Consider the following 17,518-nt stretch of genomic DNA (forward strand, 5'->3'; position numbering starts at 1 on the left):
GACGGTAACAGTAAGGTTTATTGACTATTTGCTGGCGGTGGTGTGACCATGGCAGCACCGCCGCGGCCCGCGGCCGGTCCGACACGGCACAAGACGGGGGTACGGCAGCCGCATGAGCAGCGCACCGACGGGGAACCTGGCGAGCCTGGCGGCCGCCGTCCTGCAACCCGGATTCGTCGGCACCACCCCGCCGCCGTGGGTCCTGCGGTGGCTCGGCGACGGGCTCGGCTCGGTGGTGCTCTTCGCCCGCAACATCGTCGACCTCGACCAGGTCGCCGCGCTCACCGCCGCGCTGCGCGCCGAGCGCCCCGACGTGATCGTCGCCATCGACGAGGAGGCCGGCGACGTCACCCGCATCGAGTCCGGCCGGGGCAGCTCCCGGCCCGGCAACTTCGCCCTCGGCGCCGTCGACGACCCGCAGTTGACCGCCGAGGTCGCCCGCGACCTGGGCCGCGAGCTGGCGTCCGTCGGGGTCACCCTCGACTACGCCCCGGACGCCGACGTCAACTCCAACCCCGCCAACCCCGTGATCGGGGTACGCGCCTTCGGCGCCGACCCGGACCTCGTCGCCCGGCACACCGCCGCCTGGGTACGCGGCCTCCAGTCCGGCGGCGTCGCCGCCTGCGCCAAGCACTTCCCCGGCCACGGCGACACCCGCGTCGACTCCCACCACGACCTGCCCCGCATCGGCGGCAGCCGCGCACAGCTCGACGCCGCCGAACTGGTGCCGTTCCGGGCCGCCGTGGCGGCCGGGGTGCAGGCGGTGATGACCGGCCACCTCCTCGTGCCGGCGCTCGACCCGCGGCTGCCGGCCACCCTCAGCCCCCGCATCCTCGGCGGCCTGCTCCGCGAGGAACTGGGCTTCTCGGGCGTGATCGTCACCGACGCGGTGGAGATGCGGGCGGTCGCCGACCGGTACGGCTTCGCCGGCGCGGCGGTCCGCGCCCTCGCCGCCGGAGCGGACGCGATCTGCGTCGGCGGTGAACGCGCCGACGAGGACGCCGCCCGCGAGCTGCGCGACGCGATCGTCGCCGCCGTCGTCTCCGGCGAGCTGCCCGAACAACGGCTGGCCGAGGCGGCCAAGCGGGTCGGCCAGCTCGCGGCCTGGACGGTGGCCGCCCGGGCCGACGCCCCGTCCCGCCCCACCGTCACGCCCGGCGGCTCCCCGATCGGGCTGGCCGCCGCCCGCCGCGCCGTACGGGTCACGGCGAGCGCCGCCGGGGCCCTGCCGCTGGCCGGGGCCCCGCACGTGGTCGAGTTCGAGCCGCCCCGCAACATCGCCATCGGCGCGGAGACCCCGTGGGGGATCGCCGCCCCGCTGGCCGCCCTGCTCCCGGGCACCACCGCGGTCCGCCTCGGCGCGGACGATCTCGGCGACGTCCCCGCAGGGGCGGTCGACGGTGCTCCTGCCGGTGCTGTCGGCGGGGCCGCCGGCCGGCCGCTGGTGCTGGTCGTCCGCGACCTGCACCGGCACGACTGGATGCGCGCCGCCGTGGCCCGGGCCCTCGTCGCCCGCCCGGACGCGGTGGTGGTCGAGCTGGGCGTGCCGGCCCTCGTCACGGGCGCCGTGCACGTCGCCACCCACGGCGCGACCCGGGCCGGTGCCCTGGCCGCCGCCGAACTGCTGGCCGGCACGGGACGCGTCGCCGCGATGCCGCTGGCCGGCGTGGCCGAGCCCGTGGTCGGCTGAGCCCGGCGGGATCAGGTGCCGTTGCGGCCGTCAGGGGGCGGGGGTGACCAGGTCCGCGTACTCGGGGTGGCGCTCGATGAAGGCCGCCATGAACGGGCACCTCGGCACCACCCGGCCGCCGCGCTCGCGGACCTGGTCCAGGGTGGCCCGCATCAGCGCCGCCCCGACACCCATGTTCTGGAACTTCGCGTCGACCTCGGTGTGGGTGAAGATCAGCACCTCGCCCCGGGGCAGGTACGCGGTGAACCCGGCCAGCGCGTCGTCGACCAGGATCTCGAAGCGGTGGCGGGCGGGATTGTCCTCGACCAGGAAGCTCACCCGGCCATTCTGCCCCCGCCACCCGCCGGCCGGTCCAGTTCACCCCCACTCCGCTCCCGGCGGCGGGCGGCCTGCCGCCGGTGCGGGGTGGAGAAGGGCGCCCTTCTCCACCGGAAGCGTTGACAAGGGCCCTTCCTTGCACGCCGGGCGGGTCGCGGGGGTCTCGTACCCTTGATCGCGTGACGAACCGACGCGGTACCTCCCCGTCCACCCCCACCCGCCGCGCCGCCGGCCTGCTGGCCAGCCTGGCACTCGGCGTCGCCCTGCTCGCCGGATGCAGCTCCGAGGGCGCCTCCACCGACTGCGGCCTGGACGCCTGCACGGTGACCTTCGACCGGGGCGTCGAGGCCAGCGCCACCATCCTCGGCGTCGAGGCCAAGCTGGTCGGCGCCCAGGGCGACCAGGTGACCGTCGAGGTCGCCGGCGAGCAGTTGTCGCTGACCGTGGGCCAGCAGGCCACCGAGGTCGGCGGCTTCGCGGTCACCCTGGACAGCGTCACCGACGAGCAGGTCAAGATCCGCGTGTCGCGCAACCCCAACGGCTAGCCGGGGCACCGCGCGGGCGGTGGCCGACGTTTGGGGATCTCCGCAATCGGAGATTGAGGCGCCATGTCACTCACCCGAAACGCCGAAGCCACCGCCTCGCAGGCCGCGAACAGCCGGTGGCTCGAACTACTCGCCCGGGCCGGTTTCATCGGCTACGGCGTCGTGCACCTGCTGTTCGCCTGGCTCGCCCTGCAGATCGCCTTCGGCGACTCGGGCGGCAAGGACGGCGACCAGACCGGTGCGCTGAGCACCCTGGCCGAGCAGCCGATGGGCAAGTTCCTCTGCGTCGCGATCGCCGTCGGCATGCTCGCCATGGCGATCTGGCAGGCGCTGGAGGCCGCCGTCGGGCACCGCGCCGAGCGTGGCCGGGAGCGGCTCTTCGAGCGGATCGCCTCCGCCGCCCGTACCCTCGTCTACCTCTACTTCGCCTGGACCGCCTGGAAGGTCTTCTCCAACGCCGGGTCGAGCGGTGCCGACCAGCAGGAGGCCCTCACCGGCAAGCTGATGGAGTCCGGCGGCGGTCGGCTGCTGGTCGGCCTGGCCGGGCTGGTGCTCGCCGCGATCGGCGTCGGCCTGGTGATCTACGGCTGGAAGAAGAAGTTCCGCAAGCACCTCAAGACCGGCGAGATGGACGCGCACACCCAGACCCTGGCCCTGCGCCTCGGCACGGCCGGCTACATCGCCAAGGGCGTCGCGTACGGCATCGCCGGCCTGCTGGTGGTCGTCGCCGCGGTCAACTACGACCCGGAGAAGGCCCGCGGCCTCGACGCCGCGCTGCGCACCCTGCGCGACCAGTCGTACGGCCCGTTCCTGCTCGCCCTGGTCGCCCTCGGCATCGCCTGCTTCGGCGTGTACTGCTTCCTCCAGTCCCGGTACCGCAAGGTGTGATCGTCCTGGCCCGGCCGGTCTCGGCCCGGCTTGGCCGACACGGCGGACAGCGGGCACCATTGGGCCTTTGCCCGGATCGAGGGACCCGCTGAAGGGGGAGAGACACCCGTGCAGAGCTACCTCATGACGATCGTCGCCGCGCTCGCTGCGGCGGCGATCGCCCTTTTCCTGGCCGAGGTGGTGCACCGGACGACCCGTCGGCTCGGCCGACGTTCGTTGCTGATGACCGAGCTGACCGACCACGCGCACCGTCCGTTCCAGGTCGCCGCGACCGTGCTCGCCGTGCAGTTCGCCGTCCGGTTCTCCACCGGCTACGCCGTCGGCACACCGTGGCGGCAGGTGGTGCTGCACGCGCTGGTGCTCGGCATCATCGCCACCCTGTCGTGGCTGGTCGCCTCGCTGCTGGTGGTGGTCGAGGACGTCGCCCTGGCCCGGTTCCGGGTCGACGTGCCGGACAACCGGCACGCCCGCCGCGTGCGTACCCAGGTGGTGATGCTGCGCCGGCTGACCATCGCGGTGATCGTGATCCTCGCCGTCGGCGTGATGCTGATGACCTTCCCGAGCGTCCGGGGCGTCGGGGCCGGCGTGCTGACCTCGGCCGGCGTGGTCGGTGTGGTGGCCGCGCTCGCCGCGCAGAGCCTGCTCGGCAACGTCTTCGCCGGCCTCCAGCTCGCCTTCAGCGACGCGGTACGCCTCGACGACGTGGTGGTCGTCGAGGGGGAGTGGGGCCGCATCGAGGAGCTGACCCTCAGCTACGTCGTCGTGCAGATCTGGGACGACCGCCGGCTGATCCTGCCCACCTCGTACTTCACCAGCAAGCCCTTCCAGAACTGGACCCGCACGGAGGCGGCGGTGCTGGGCACCGCCGAGTTCGACGTCGACTGGTCGATCAACGTGCAGGCGATGCGGGAGGAGCTGCGCCGGCTGGTGGAGGGCAGCGAGCTGTGGGACGGCCGGGTCTGCGTCCTGCAGGTCACCGACGCCACGGGCGGCCTGATCAAGGTGCGGGCGCTGGTCAGCGCGGCGAACGCCGGCAGCCTGTGGGACCTGCGCTGCCTGGTGCGGGAGCACCTGGTCGGCTGGGTGCGGGACCACCGCCCGACCGCGCTGCCCCGGATGCGCGCCGAGGTCGGCGACGCGTCCGGCGCGCTGCCCTGGCAGGCGGTGCAGCCCCGCCGCCCGGCACGCCGCCGCGCCGAGGCGGACGTGCCCGACGACGCCCGGGTCTTCGGCGGCAGCGACGACGGCGCGGCCCGCAGCGAGGCGTTCGTGGGCCCGGACGAGTCCGCCGCCCGCCCGGACGCCCCGGCCCCGGCCGACAACCACGGCGCAGCCTCGTCCGACAACCACGCCGCCGCCCCGCGCTGACGGCGTGCACGGCGCGACGTGTCCTGTCCCGGCGGCGGGGCGTTGAACCGGCGGGAGGCCGGCCGCCCGTCGCGGGGTCCGGGCGGGGTTTGAACGGCCGTCTCCCGGGGACTGCTGCGCGGCGCGGTCAGTGCGACTGGCCGCCCCGCGCAGGATTGACGGGCGGCGACTCCGGGCATACAGCGCGGTGATGACGAAAGGAGGACAGCATGGCTGACGTCGCGAATCACCGCACGTCGCGGACCGGGAGCGAGCCGTCCACCGCCGAACTCGTGCAGCGGGCCACGGAGCAGGTCTCCCGACTCGTCCGCGACGAGCTGGCCCTGGCCCGGGCGGAGCTGACCCAGAAGGGCAAGCACGCTGGCATCGGGATCGGCCTCTTCGGCGGCGGCGGCGCACTGGCTCTCTACGGCCTGGGCGCGCTGATCGCCGCCGCGATCCTGCTGCTGGCGCTGGTCGTGCCGGCCTGGGCGGCCGCGTTGATCGTCGCGGTGGTGCTCTTCCTGGCGGCCGGGATCCTCGCCCTGGTCGGCAAGAAGCAGGTCGGCCAGGCGGTCCCGCCGGTTCCGGCGGCGGCGGTGCGCAGCGTCCGGGCGGACGTGGACACCGTCACCGCCGCGGTGAAGGACAGGGGACGGGCATGACGGGCGGCGCGAGCAACGGCACGAACGGCACGGGAGACACGGAGGCGCTGCGCGAGGAGATCCGGCGTACCCGGGTGGAGCTCGGCGAGACGATGGAGGCGCTGGCCGCGAAGGCCGACGTGAAGGCCCGGCTGCGCTCCTCCGCCGAGCAGGCCAGGGGGCGGATGCGGGAGCAGGCCGCGCAGACCGTGGCCCGGGTGCGCGGGCAGGCTGCCCAGGGCGCCGAGGCCGCCCGGGAGCGGGCCGCCTCCGGTGCGGAGCTGGGCCGCAGCCCGGTGCCGTGGGCGGCGGTCGCCGCCGGCGCGGTGGCTACCATGATCGTGCTGTTGATCGTCCGGGGGAGGCGCAGGTGAGCAAGGGCATCGGCAGGGCCGCGTACAAGCCTGTCGGGGTGTTGATGGGGTTGGCCGCCGGTGCGGTCGCGGGCGTGATCTTCCGGCAGGTCTGGAAGGTGACGGCCGGCGACGGCGAGGCACCGAGCGCGACCGACGAGGACCGCGGCTGGGGCGAGATCCTCGCCGCCGCCGCCCTCCAGGGCGCGATCTTCTCCGTGGTACGCGCGGCCGTCGACCGGGGTGGCGCGGTGGGCGTGCGCCGGCTGACCGGCCGCTGGCCCGACTGACCAGCCAAGACAGCGTGGGCCCCCTTCCCGGGTGACCGGGAAGGGGGCCTTCGTGCGTGCGGGAAGGGCCCGGGAGGTCGGAATTCGGGCGTCCTTCAGGTCACATGTCGAAGAATTTCGTCCGGTAGGCTGTGCAGAGTTTTCGCTACGTGGTTTGCTGTTCCACGCTGTTGCGAGACAGCGTGGGTTGAGAGAAGTCTCCTGCACAGGGGGCCGCCTCAGGCGCCGCTGCTCGAAAACGGCCAATCGGCCGCACGGCGTGCTCGGCCGCCAGTTTTAGAAGGAGATACACATGGCGCAGGGAACCGTGAAGTGGTTCAACGCAGACAAGGGCTTCGGCTTCATCACCGTCGACGGCGGGGGTGCTGACGTGTTCGTCCACTTCTCGGCCATCCAGACCAGCGGCTACCGCACGCTGGAGGAGAACCAGCGGGTGGAGTTCGAGATCGCCCAGGGTCAGAAGGGCCCGCAGGCTGAGCAGGTCCGCCCGATCTGAGCAGCCGTGGCCGGCCCGCCGGCCGAGGGGATGATCCGACCCGGATCAAGTCAAGCCCCGTGTCCCGTTCGGGATGCGGGGCTTTTCACGTGTCCGCCCCACCCCGGGGCGATCCCGCCGGCACCCGGGTCGCGACCGCCTCCCCACCACCGCGGGCCGGCGGTCAGGGACGGCGGCGTCGGGCGCGCAGGCCGTACCAGAGGGTCGCGAGTCCGATCAGGACCAGCACCGGGCCGAGCAGTGCCCAGATCCGCTGGTCGGTCATCATGCTCCCGCCGACGTAGCCGAGGCCCTGCACCGTCCAGACGGCGCCGACGACCACCGCGAGCAGGCCGAGGGTGAGCCGGAGCCACCCCTTCATCGCGTCCCCCCTCCGCTCACCGGGCGGGCCCGCCGGCCCGGTCCAGCATGCGCGTCGTTCCAGCATCCGCGTCGTCACCGCGGTGCGCGAGCACCGCTGCCGGGCGGGTCACCACCGGTCGTGCACCTGCGGCCGGATCAACTCGTCGTAGGTGTCCCGCACGGCGGCCAGCTCGTCGGGCGTGAGCGGCGCGAGGCCGGCCGTGGCGGCGTTGCGCCGGGCCTGCTCGGCGTCGCGGGCACCGGGGATGACCACCGTGACGCCGGGCTGGTCGAGCACCCAGCGCAGCGCGAACTGGGCCATGGTGCGGCCCGTGCCGACCAGCGGGGCGAGCCGGCGCACGGCGGCCAGCCCCGTGCCGAAGTCCACCCCGGAGAACGTCTCCCCGACGTCGAACGACTCGCCGTGCCGGTTGTAGGTGCGGTGGTCGTCGGGGGCGAAGGTGGTGTGCTCGTCGTACCGGCCGGAGAGCAGGCCGCTGGCCAGCGGCACCCGCGCGATGATGCCGACCCCGGCGGCCGAGGCGGCCGGCAGCACCCGGTCGAGGGGCTTGAGGCGCAGCGCGTTCAGGATGATCTGGACGCTCGCCACGCCGGGCCGGGCGATCGCGGTGAGCGCCTGGTCGCAGGTCTCGACGCTGACCCCGTACGCGGCGATGCGCCCGTCGGCGACGAGGGCGTCGAGGGCGTCGAAGACCCGGTCGTCGGCGAACACGGCGGTGGGCGGGCAGTGCAGCTGGACCAGGTCGAGGGTGTCCACGCCGAGGTTGGCCCGGGACCGGTCGGTCCAGGCCCGGAAGTTCTCCGCCGTGTACGCCTCCGGCCGCTGTTCGACCCGGCGGCCCATCTTCGTCGCCACGGTCAGCCCCGCGTCGGGGCGGGACCGCAGGAACCGCCCGATGAACTGCTCGCTGCGCCCGTCGCCGTAGACGTCGGCGGTGTCGACGAACGTGACGCCCGAGTCCACGGCGGCGGCCAGGACGGCCATCGCGTCGGCCTCGTCGACCCGCCCCCAGTCCGCGCCGAGCTGCCAGGCGCCGAGCCCGACCACGCCGACGTGCCGTCCGAGCCGGGTGAAGGTGCGCTGCTCCATGCCCCGAGCCTAGTGATCGGCTTGTCCGGCCGTGCGGCGGGCCGTACCTTGAAACAAGACGGACGTACGGTTTGGAGGCGGGATGTGGGATCCGGCGACGTACCTGCGCTACCGCGACGAGCGGGGCCGGCCCTTCCACGACCTGCTCGCGCGGGTCCCGGCGGAGCGGCCGAGGGCCGTGGTGGACCTCGGCTGCGGGCCCGGGACGCTGACCGCCGGCCTGGCGGCCCGCTGGCCGCACGCCCGCGTCGCCGGCCTCGACGCCTCGGCGGACATGATCGACCGGGCCGTCGCGCTGGCCGCGCCGGTGGACTTCGCGGTCGGCGACGTGCGCGACTGGCGGCCGGCCCCCGACGTCGACGTGGTGGTCAGCAACGCGCTGCTGCAGTGGGTGCCCGGCCACCGGGAGCTGCTGACCCGGTGGGCCGCCGAGCTGCCCGCCGGGGCCTGGCTCGCCTTCGCCGTGCCGGGCAACTTCGCCGCCCCCTCGCACCGGGCGCTGCACGCGGTGGCCCGGGGCGGGCCGTGGGCCGCCGCGCTCGCCCCGGCGCTGCGCGACGACCCGGTCGACGACGCGGTCGGCTACGCCACGCTGCTGACCCGGGCCGGCTGCGCGGTCGACGCCTGGGAGACTACGTACGTGCACCTGCTGCCGGCCCCCGCCGACGCCGACCACCCGGTGCTGACCTGGATGGAGGGCACCGCCCTGCGCCCCGTCCGGGCGGCCCTGGACGACGCCCGGTGGGCCGACTTCCGCGCCCAGCTCGCCGCCCGCCTCGCGGCGGCGTACCCGGTCCGGCAGGGGCGGGTGTGCTTCCCGTTCCGCCGCGTGTTCGTCGTCGCCCGCACCGGTGCCCGCCCGCCGCACCCTCCCGAGGAGAGCCCGTGACCGACCTGTCCGCCTTCATCGCCGGCCTGCCCAAGGTGGAGCTGCACGTGCACCACGTCGGCTCCGCGTCGCCGCGCATCGTGGCCGAGCTGGCCGCCCGCCACGAGGGGGCCAGCCCGGTGCCGGCGGACCCGGACGCCCTCGCCGACTACTTCGCCTTCCGCGACTTCGCCCACTTCATCGAGGTCTACCTCAGCGTGGTGGACCTGGTCCGCGACCCCGAGGACGTCTGGATCCTCACCCACGAGGTGGCCCGCGAGCTGGCCCGCCAGCAGGTCCGGTACGCCGAGCTGACCGTCACGCCCTACTCGCACGTGCGCCGGGGCATCCCCGCCCCGGCGTTCTGCGAGGCGATCGAGGACGCCCGCAAGCGGGCCGAGGCCGACTTCGGCATCGCCCTGCGCTGGTGCTTCGACATCCCCGGCGAGGCGGGGCTGCCGGCCGCCGAGGAGACCCTGCGGATCTGCCTCGACGAGCAGCCCGCCGGCCTGATCAGCTTCGGCCTGGGCGGCCCCGAGATCGGCGTGCCCCGGCCCCAGTTCGCGCCGTACTTCGACCAGGCGCGGGCGGCCGGGCTGCGCTCGGTCCCGCACGCGGGCGAGACCACCGGCCCGCAGACGGTCTGGGACGCGCTGCGCGACCTCGGCGCGGAACGCATCGGCCACGGCATCTCCGCCGCCGACGATCCCGAGCTGCTGGCCCACCTGGCGCAGCACCGCATCGCCCTGGAGGTCTGCCCCACCTCCAACGTGCGCACCCGGGCCGTCGCCTCGCTCGACGCGCACCCGCTGCCCCGGCTGGTCGAGGCCGGTGTGCTGGTCACCATCAACTCCGACGACCCGCCGATGTTCGGCACCACCCTCAACGACGAGTACGCGGTGGCGGCCCGGCTGCTCGGCCTCGGCCCGCAGGGGCTGGCGGCGCTGGCCACCGACGCGGTGACCGCGTCGTTCCTGTCGCCGGGGGAGAAGGCGCGGCTGGCCGGCGAGATCGACGGCTACCTGGCCGCGTCGGCCGGCTGACCGGGGGCTTGTCGGCCCGCCGGAGCGCGGGTCGACGGGCGCCCGGATCCGGGCTGGCGCGCGGCGGGAGGAGGTTGTGGGGGGACCGCACTCCCGCCGCGCGCACGGCTCCACCGACCGGAGGAGATCCCGGAATGGCCGGTGGAACTGATGGGTTCGCCCCAGATCCTGCCACCGCGCGCCCGGCGTGCCGCCGTGGTTAATCCGGATCTAAGGAAGACTTGCGTCTGCGCACAACCGGCCGCGCCCCGGGCCGGCGGCTGGCCAGCCGCAGAGCAGCCGGGGCGGTCAGCCGTCCGACGGGCGGCGGCGGGTCCAGCGGCGGCCCTCGGCCTTCGGCTCCCGCGCGTCGCGGGCCATCCGTCCGACCAGGCCGAACCGGTTGACCTGCCGCGGGACGGCCTCCGGGTCGGCCAGCAGCATCACCACGCTGGCCCCGCCGAGCCGGGCCCGGTCGATGCTCACCGACCCGTTGGCCTGCAACGCCACCCGCTTGGCGATGTCCAGGCCCAGGCCGGTGGAGCCCTGGTCGCTGGCGCCCCGGGCGAGCGCCCGGTCCGGGTTGGCGATGCCGGGGCCGGCGTCGTCGATGCGGATCGCGACATACCCGTCCCGGCGGGAGACCGCCACCTCGAACGCGGTGCCCTGCGGGGTGTAGCGGAACACGTTGCCGATCACCGCGTCGAGCGCGGCGGCCAGCTCGGCGCGCGGCACCGGCGCCGGGATGCGCAGCTGCGCGCCGCTGACCCGGTGCGGCCGGTTCTGGTCACCGGCGAGGGCCGACCAGAACACCATCCGGTCCCGGACGACCTCGCTGACGTCGCACATCGCCGGCCCGGACTCGTGCGCGACCGCCTTGCGGGTCGTGTTGATCAGCACGTCGATCTCGCCCTCCAGGGTGACGATCGCCTGCCGGATCCGCCGGATCGCGCGCCGGCGGTCCAGCTCCGCCTCGGTGAACGAGCCGACGCTGGTGTCGTCGGAGTCCAGCCCGTCGGCGTCGAGCCGCAGCACGGTCAGCGGGGTGCGCAGCCGGTGCGACAGGTCGGCCACCAGTTCCCGCTCGTCGGTGCGCGCCGCCACCAGCCGGTCGGCCATCCGGTTGAACGCGTACCCGGCCTCGGCCAGCTCGCGCGGGCCGGTCGGCTCGACGCGTACCCCCAGGTCGCCGTCGCCGACGGCGAGGGCGGCCTGCACGAGCCCCCGGGTCGAGTCGACGGTGCGGGCCGCGACCCGGTCGACCACCAGCACGGCGGCGCCCACCAGCGCCAGCGCCACGGCCGCGAGCAGCAGCCACCGGCCCGTGGCGCCCTCGTCGAGGGCGGCGTCCGGGACGAACACCTCGACCACGGCCACCGAGTCGCCCAGCACCACCGGGTCGAGCCGCAGCACCCCGCCCGGCACGTCGGTGACCACGGAACGCCGGTCGGCGGCGGCCCGGGCCAGCGCGGCCCCGTCGGCCCGGCCGGCCGCGTCGTCACCGCCCAGCCCGTGCACCACCGGCCGGGTCGCCGGGTCCTCGCCGCTGGCCTCGACCGCGCGTTGGACGACGGCCGGTTCGGTGCTGACCGCGAGGGCCCCGGTGACCAGCGCGCTGCGCCGGGCGGCGTCCGCGATGGCCTCCTCGCGGGTCCGCTCGCCCAGGCTGATGCCGAGGGGGATGAGGAACGCGAGCGCGACGAGGGCGCACATGCCGGCCGTGAGCCAGGCCAGCGCGACCCTCAGTCCGGGGCCACCAACCGGAAGCCCACCCCCCGCACGGTGCGCAGGTAGCGCGGCTTCGCCGCGGACTCGCCCATTTTGCGACGTAGCCAATAAAGATGAACGTCGATGGTCTGGTCCTCGCCGACCGACGGCTGCCGCCATACCTCCTCCAAGAGTTCCCGGCGGGACACTACCCGCCCGGGTCGGGCGGCGAGATACGCCAACAGGTCGAATTCCTTGCGGGTCAGCGCGAGGGGCACCCCGTCGAGCAGGGCGCTGCGCTCCCCGACGTCCACCCGCAGGCCGCCGACGGTGTGCACGGCCGGCTGCACCGTCCGGCTGGCCCGGCCCGCCCGGCGCAGCACGGTGGTGATGCGGGCGTCCAGGTGCGCGCCGGTGAACGGCTTGACCATGTAGTCGTCCGCGCCCGCCCGCAGCAGCCGCACCACCGACTGCTCGTCGTCGCGGGCGGTGGCGATGATGATCGGCACGTCGGTGATCCCGCGCAGCATCCGCAGGGCGTCCGAGCCGTCGAGGTCGGGCAGGCCCAGGTCCAGCACCACCAGGTCGGGGGTCTGGGCCGCGACCCGGCGCAGCGCGTCCAGCGCGGTGCCCACGGCGTGCACGGCGTGCCCACGGTCGGCGAGGGACCGCAGCATCGCGCCGCGTACGACGTGGTCGTCTTCGACCAGGAGCACCGTGGCCACGTCAGCACCGTACTCGCGATGGCAAGCGGGGCGCGTTGCGGCGCACCCGGCGACCGGGCAAGCTGGTACGGCCATGGCATTCACGCTCTTCGCGGACACCCGCGCGGCGCTCGCCCGGGACAGCCTGCACGGCCTCTCCGTCGGCGACGCCCTCGGCTCGCAGTTCTTCGTGCCGGGCCGGCGGCCCGCCGACCTCGCCGCCGGCCGGTTCCCGCCGTCGCCGTGGCAGTGGACCGACGACACCGAGATGGCCTGCTCCGTGGTGGCCGAGCTGACCGAGGTCGGGGAGATCGACCGGGACCGGCTGGCGCTGGCCTTCGCGCACCGCTGCGAGCCGTACCGCGGCTACGGGCCCGGCGCGGTGACCATCCTGCGCCTGATCCGCACCGGCACGCCGTGGCCCGTCGCCGCGGCCTCCGCGTTCGACGGGCAGGGCTCGTGCGGCAACGGCGCGGCGATGCGGGTCGGCCCGCTCGGTGCGTGGTTCGCCGACTCGACCCGGCAGGCGGCGGCCCAGGCCCGAGCCTCCGCCGAGGTCACCCACGCCCACCCGGAGGGCATCGCCGGCGCCGTCGCGGTCGCGGTGGCCGCCGCCCTGGCCACCCGGGCCCGCCTCGACGGGGACCGCCCGCCGCCGTCGCGGTTGCTCGCCGCGGTGGCCGCGGCCCTCGACCCCGGCGAGGTGCACCAGGGGGTACGCCGCGCGGCCGGACTGCTCGGCCGCCCCCTCGCCGTCGCCGTGGACGCGCTCGGCAACGGCTCCCGGGTGACCGCGCAGGACACGGTGCCGTTCACGCTCTGGGCGGCGGCGACCCACCTCGACGACTACCCGGCCGCGATCCGGGCCTGCGTCGAGGCGGGCGGGGACGTCGACACCACGGCCGCCATCGTCGGGGCGGTCGTGGCCGCCCACACCGGCGTCGGCACGCCGGGCGGCGTACCCGCCGACTGGCTCGCCGCCCGCGAGCCCCTGCCCGACTGGGTAGCCTGACCGGCCGCGTCGCCGCTCTACCGGCCCGCCGGCTGCGGCTCCGGCGCCGCGACCGCTCCGGCCTCGTCGGCGGTCCCGTCCGTGGTCTCGCCGGTGTGGCCCGCGGTCGTGGTGGTCTCGCCCGCGGTCCCGGTCGTCTCGCCCGTGGCCCCGGCGGTGTGGCCCGTGGTCCCGGCGGTGTCGTCCGCGTCCGGCGGCGGGAGGTCGCCGTCGAGGATCCGGCGCAGCTCGTCGCCCTCGGGCGCGGTCACCCCCGCCGGGTCGGTCCGTCGCCGCCACCGGGTCGCCAGCCAACCGAGCGCGGCGCCCCCGCCGAGCCCCGCGACCAGCCCCGCCGCCAGCAGGGCATCGGTGAACCCACGGTCACCCGCGGCGTCGCCGTCCGACAGGGCGACGGCCGGCGTGGGAGCCTCGCCGGCCGCCGTCGTGTCGGACGGGCCCCCGCCGTGCGCGCCCGTGGCCCCGTCCCCGCCGTGGCCGCTCGCCGCCGGCAGCAGGGTCAACACCGGTGCGGGCCGCGCACCGCCGGCCGGGTCCGCCCAGCGCACGACCGCGCCGTCGGAGTACGTCTGCACCACCTCGAACACCATCCTCTCGGCCTGGGGCAGCGGCCCCATCGAGACGGCGAGCCGGGCGGGGCCGGCGGGCGCCCCCTTGGCCCGGGTCCAGACCACCGAGGCGGTGACCGTGTCCATCGTCGTGCCGTGGATGCCGGGGATCGGCTCGGCCAGCTTCCGCGTGGTGATCCGGGGCGCCCAACCGGGCACCGACATCGGGTACGCCTCGCCCACGGGCGCCGCCGCCGGCAGCCGCAGCTCGACCCGCTCGGTCCGGGTGCCCGGGCGCTCCTCGGGCACGACGATCTCCAGCCGTACCGGGTCGCCCTGGCGGGCCTGCTCGGGGGTGCTCGTCACGTCCGCCGCCAGCGCCGTGCCGGCCCAGCCCAGCGTCGCCGCGACGACGGCCAGGACGGCCGACGCCGACATCCGGAGCCCTCGCTTGTGCCTGCGGATCATCGCCACCCTCGCCCCTGCCCTTCGTCTTCCTCCGGCCGCTTCCGACACCGGCCCCACCCGGTAGTTCGGCTGGCGCGGCCGAAAGGTTCAATCCGACACCCGCTCTCGCCCGCCGGCCCGCTCTCGCCCGCCGGCCCGCCCGCTCGCCGCCGCCCGCCGCGTTGCCCGGCCCTCAGCGTTAATAAGGGGCCCTTCCACTACCGAATGCGATAAGAAGGGACCCTTCCTTGCCCGCTAGCATCAGCGGGGGCGGCCAGCCGGCCGCTGTTTGTCGTCCTCTGGAGGAGTCACCGTGTTCGCACCCCGTACCCCCGTCGTGGCCGACCCCGTCGTCGTCGCCGCCGGGACGACGGCGGCCGACGCGGTGGCCGCGGCCGGGCTGCCGTCCACCGGCCCGAAGGCGGTCGTCGTGGTCCGCGACCCGCAGGGCAACCTGCGCGACCTTGACTGGGCGCCCGCCGAGGAGACCGTCGTCGAGCCGGTCGCCCTCGACACCCCGGACGGGCTCAACGTGCTGCGCCACTCGACCGCGCACGTGCTCGCCCAGGCGGTGCAGGACGTCTTCCCCGACGCGAAGCTCGGCATCGGCCCGCCGATCGAGAACGGCTTCTACTACGACTTCGCCGTCGACAAGCCGTTCCAGCCCGACGACCTGGCGAAGCTCGAGAAGCGGATGCAGGAGATCGTCAAGTCCGGGCAGCGGTTCCGGCGGCGGCGGTTCGCCAGCCTCGACGAGGCGAAGGCCGAGCTGGCCGCCGAGCCGTTCAAGCTGGAGTTGATCGACGTCAAGGGCGAGGGGCTGGACTCCTCCGAGGTGATGGAGGTGGGCGGCGGCGAGCTGACCATCTACGACAACCTCGCCGCCAAGGAGGACAAGGTCTGCTGGTCGGACCTGTGCCGGGGCCCGCACCTGCCGAGCACCCGGCTGATCGGCGCGTTCAAGCTGATGCGGTCGGCCGCCGCATACTGGCGGGGCAGCGAGAAGAACCCGCAGCTGCAGCGGGTGTACGGCACCGCCTGGCCGACCCGCGACGAGCTGAAGGCGTACCTGAAGCTCCTGGAGGAGGCCGCCCGCCGCGACCACCGCAAGCTCGGGGCGGACCTGGACCTGTTCAGCTTCCCGGACGAGATCGGCTCCGGCCTGGTGGTGTTCCACCCCAAGGGCGGCGTGATCAAGCGGGTGATGGAGGACTACGTCCGTGCCCGCCACATCGAGGAGGGCTTCCAGTACGTCGGGACCCCGCACATCTCGAAGGAAGGTCTCTTCCACACCTCGGGCCACCTGCCCTACTACGCCGACGGCATGTACCCGCCCATGGAGCTCGAGGGCGCGGACTACTACCTCAAGGCGATGAACTGCCCGATGCACAACCTGATCTACCGCTCGCGCGGGCGGTCCTACCGTGAGCTGCCGATGCGGCTGTTCGAGTTCGGGTCGGTCTACCGCTACGAGAAGTCGGGCGTGGTCCACGGGCTGACCCGGGTGCGTGGCCTGACCCAGGACGACTCGCACTCGTACTGCACCCGGGAGCAGGCACCGGGCGAGATCAAGCACCTGCTCAACTTCGTGCTGAGCCTGCTGAAGGACTTCGGCATCGACGACTTCTACCTGGAGCTGTCGACCCGCGACGAGGCCAAGCTCGACAAGTTCGTGGGGTCCGACGAGGACTGGGCGACGGCGACCGCGGTGCTGGAGCGGTGTGCGCGGGAGACCGGGCTGGACCTGGTGCCGGATCCGGGCGGCGCGGCCTTCTACGGCCCGAAGATCTCCGTGCAGGCCAAGGACGCCATCGGCCGCACCTGGCAGCTCTCGACCATCCAGTACGACTTCAACCAGCCGAAGGGCTTCGGGCTGGAGTACCAGGCGAGCGACGGCACCCGGCAGCAGCCGGTCATGATCCACTGCGCCAAGTTCGGGTCGATCGAGCGGTTCATCGGCGTGCTCACCGAGCACTACGCGGGGGCGTTCCCGGCCTGGCTGGCCCCGGTGCAGGTGGTGGGCATCCCGATCCGCGAGGACCACACCGACTACCTGCAGGACTTCGTCACCACCCTGCGTCGGCAGGGCGTCCGCGCCGAGGTCGACGCGGGCGACGACCGGATGCAGAAGAAGATCCGTAACGCCCAGCAGCAGAAGATCCCGTTCATGGTGATCGCCGGGGACGACGACGTGGCCGCCGGCACGGTGTCGTTCCGCTACCGGGACGGCTCGCAGCGCAACGGCGTGCCGGTCGACGAGGCGGTGGCCCACGTGCTCGACGTGGTCAACTCCCGCACCAACGCCGGCCCGTCGGCCCAGGGGTAAGGAGGGACCCTCTTCACGCATTCGCTAGGAAGGGTTCCCCTCTCACGGCCGCCGTGAGAGGGGAACCCTTCCCGCCCGGTGACCGTCAGATGCCGCAGCTCGGGGCCGACCAGCCGCCCGCCGCTCCGACGTGGACGTGGTCGTTGTGGTCGGGGTAGCCGGGGCCGAGGATCTGCGCGAAGCCGTGGTTGCGGGCCTGCTGGGCCAGCCGGCACAGCGAGTGCGGGCCCGAGCCCATGTCGACGCCGTCGCCGTAGAGGTGCCGGCTGTTGGACGCGCCGCCGACCGCGCTGTTGCAGGCGTAGCTGCGGAAGCCGCTGGTGATCCGGATCGACTGGTCGCCGAGGGCGTGCCGCAGGGCCTGGAGCTTCCACATCGACACGAGCGCGTTGAACCGCGCGGTGCTCGCCGACACGGCCCCGCCGGACCAGTCGCCGTTGCAGTTGTTCAGCTCGGCGTAGCTGAAGTTGACCGGCGTGCAGTCGTCGTCCTGGAGCGCGTACAGCAGGTTGAAGGTCTGCGGGCCGGCGACGCCGTCGGCGGAGAGGCCGTACGCCTGCTGGAAGCGGATCAGCGCCGAGCGGGTGGCCGGGCCGAACGAGCCGTCGAGGCCGAGGACCGCGCCGTAGCCGGGGTAGCCGGCGAGGCGGATCTGGAGCTGCCGGACGTCCTCGCCGGTGGCGCCGGAGGCCAGCGACCGGCCCCACGTGTAGCACCCGTCGGCGTGCGCGGCGCCGGTCGTCACGGTCAGCCCCACCAGGGTGGTGGCGGCGGCGAGAGCGCAGGCGGCCAGGGCCCTGCCGAGCCGTCGGAGTGCGGTCTTCACGTGATCTCCCATCGACGGTTGTCGAGCTTTCTCC

General features: G+C 74.6%; 19 protein-coding genes. 12 read left to right on the forward strand and 7 right to left on the reverse strand.

Going from position 1 to position 17,518, the window contains the following annotated elements:
* Positions 1-112 precede the first annotated feature (112 nt).
* On the forward strand, positions 113-1,690 hold the full coding sequence (locus TK50_RS12470; RefSeq protein ID WP_043962893.1) for a glycoside hydrolase family 3 protein: 1,578 nt from the start codon (positions 113-115) through the stop codon (positions 1,688-1,690).
* 30 nt (positions 1,691-1,720) lie between these two features.
* Here the strand turns inward: TK50_RS12470 and TK50_RS12475 are convergent, their stop codons facing one another.
* Positions 1,721-2,008: a GNAT family N-acetyltransferase gene (locus TK50_RS12475; RefSeq protein ID WP_043962894.1), complete on the reverse strand. Its 288-nt coding sequence runs from the start codon at positions 2,006-2,008 to the stop codon at positions 1,721-1,723.
* A 179-nt stretch (positions 2,009-2,187) separates the two neighbouring features.
* Here TK50_RS12475 and TK50_RS12480 point away from each other — a divergent pair, with 179 nt between their 5' ends.
* The 7 genes from TK50_RS12480 to TK50_RS12510 all read left to right on the forward strand — a co-directional run bounded on the left by TK50_RS12480 (position 2,188) and on the right by TK50_RS12510 (position 6,571).
* Positions 2,188-2,553, forward strand: a complete 366-nt coding sequence (locus TK50_RS12480; RefSeq protein WP_043962895.1) for a hypothetical protein — start codon at positions 2,188-2,190, stop codon at positions 2,551-2,553.
* Positions 2,554-2,616: 63 nt separating this feature from the next.
* On the forward strand, positions 2,617-3,441 hold the full coding sequence (locus TK50_RS12485) for a DUF1206 domain-containing protein (RefSeq protein ID WP_043962896.1): 825 nt from the start codon (positions 2,617-2,619) through the stop codon (positions 3,439-3,441).
* A gap of 108 nt (positions 3,442-3,549) precedes the next feature.
* The gene (locus TK50_RS12490) at positions 3,550-4,809 is read left to right on the forward strand and encodes a mechanosensitive ion channel family protein (protein ID WP_043962897.1); all 1,260 of its coding nucleotides are present in this window, start codon (positions 3,550-3,552) and stop codon (positions 4,807-4,809) included.
* Between the two features lie 209 nt (positions 4,810-5,018).
* Positions 5,019-5,453, forward strand: coding sequence for a phage holin family protein (locus TK50_RS12495; protein ID WP_043962898.1), 435 nt, complete (start codon positions 5,019-5,021; stop codon positions 5,451-5,453).
* Positions 5,450-5,806, forward strand: coding sequence for a DUF3618 domain-containing protein (locus tag TK50_RS12500; RefSeq protein ID WP_043962899.1), 357 nt, complete (start codon positions 5,450-5,452; stop codon positions 5,804-5,806). Before TK50_RS12495 ends, TK50_RS12500 begins: the two co-directional genes overlap by 4 nt.
* Complete coding sequence (locus TK50_RS12505) at positions 5,803-6,075, forward strand: DUF4235 domain-containing protein (RefSeq protein WP_043962900.1); 273 nt, start codon at positions 5,803-5,805, stop codon at positions 6,073-6,075. The genes TK50_RS12500 and TK50_RS12505 overlap by 4 nt, the downstream gene beginning before the upstream one ends.
* Positions 6,076-6,367: 292 nt before the next feature.
* Positions 6,368-6,571, forward strand: a complete 204-nt coding sequence (locus TK50_RS12510) for a cold-shock protein (protein ID WP_007075740.1) — start codon at positions 6,368-6,370, stop codon at positions 6,569-6,571.
* Between the two features lie 163 nt (positions 6,572-6,734).
* On the opposite strand, the gene TK50_RS12515 is transcribed toward TK50_RS12510, so the two are convergent.
* A complete protein-coding gene (locus tag TK50_RS12515; protein WP_043962901.1) occupies positions 6,735-6,932 on the reverse strand; it encodes a hypothetical protein in 198 nt (65 codons plus the stop codon).
* Positions 6,933-7,040: 108 nt separating this feature from the next.
* A complete protein-coding gene (locus TK50_RS12520) occupies positions 7,041-8,024 on the reverse strand; it encodes an aldo/keto reductase (RefSeq protein ID WP_043962902.1) in 984 nt (327 codons plus the stop codon).
* A gap of 82 nt (positions 8,025-8,106) precedes the next feature.
* Between TK50_RS12520 and TK50_RS12525 the strand changes: the two genes are divergently transcribed.
* Positions 8,107-8,913 carry a trans-aconitate 2-methyltransferase gene (locus TK50_RS12525; protein WP_043962903.1) on the forward strand — a complete coding sequence of 269 codons (807 nt, stop codon included), beginning with the start codon at positions 8,107-8,109 and terminating at the stop codon, positions 8,911-8,913.
* A complete protein-coding gene (locus tag TK50_RS12530) occupies positions 8,910-9,935 on the forward strand; it encodes an adenosine deaminase (RefSeq protein WP_043962904.1) in 1,026 nt (341 codons plus the stop codon). The genes TK50_RS12525 and TK50_RS12530 overlap by 4 nt, the downstream gene beginning before the upstream one ends.
* Positions 9,936-10,223: 288 nt before the next feature.
* On the opposite strand, the gene TK50_RS12535 is transcribed toward TK50_RS12530, so the two are convergent.
* Both TK50_RS12535 and TK50_RS12540 read right to left on the reverse strand, forming a co-directional pair.
* On the reverse strand, positions 10,224-11,627 hold the full coding sequence (locus tag TK50_RS12535) for a HAMP domain-containing sensor histidine kinase (protein WP_199486010.1): 1,404 nt from the start codon (positions 11,625-11,627) through the stop codon (positions 10,224-10,226).
* A 29-nt stretch (positions 11,628-11,656) separates the two neighbouring features.
* Complete coding sequence (locus TK50_RS12540) at positions 11,657-12,346, reverse strand: response regulator transcription factor (protein ID WP_043962905.1); 690 nt, start codon at positions 12,344-12,346, stop codon at positions 11,657-11,659.
* 73 nt (positions 12,347-12,419) lie between these two features.
* On the opposite strand from TK50_RS12540, the gene TK50_RS12545 reads away from it, so the two are divergent.
* Positions 12,420-13,337 carry an ADP-ribosylglycohydrolase family protein gene (locus TK50_RS12545; protein ID WP_043962906.1) on the forward strand — a complete coding sequence of 306 codons (918 nt, stop codon included), beginning with the start codon at positions 12,420-12,422 and terminating at the stop codon, positions 13,335-13,337.
* 17 nt (positions 13,338-13,354) lie between these two features.
* On the opposite strand, the gene TK50_RS12550 is transcribed toward TK50_RS12545, so the two are convergent.
* Positions 13,355-14,353 carry a YcnI family protein gene (locus TK50_RS12550; RefSeq protein WP_144420222.1) on the reverse strand — a complete coding sequence of 333 codons (999 nt, stop codon included), beginning with the start codon at positions 14,351-14,353 and terminating at the stop codon, positions 13,355-13,357.
* A gap of 292 nt (positions 14,354-14,645) precedes the next feature.
* On the opposite strand from TK50_RS12550, the gene thrS reads away from it, so the two are divergent.
* A complete protein-coding gene (thrS, locus tag TK50_RS12555; protein ID WP_043962907.1) occupies positions 14,646-16,658 on the forward strand; it encodes a threonine--tRNA ligase in 2,013 nt (670 codons plus the stop codon).
* Positions 16,659-16,743: 85 nt separating this feature from the next.
* Here the strand turns inward: thrS and TK50_RS12560 are convergent, their stop codons facing one another.
* Complete coding sequence (locus TK50_RS12560; RefSeq protein WP_229404427.1) at positions 16,744-17,484, reverse strand: D-Ala-D-Ala carboxypeptidase family metallohydrolase; 741 nt, start codon at positions 17,482-17,484, stop codon at positions 16,744-16,746.
* Positions 17,485-17,518 lie beyond the last annotated feature (34 nt).

The organism is Micromonospora haikouensis (assembly GCF_000876225.1).
In the GTDB taxonomy this organism is placed as follows: Bacteria; Actinomycetota; Actinomycetes; order Mycobacteriales; family Micromonosporaceae; genus Micromonospora; species Micromonospora haikouensis.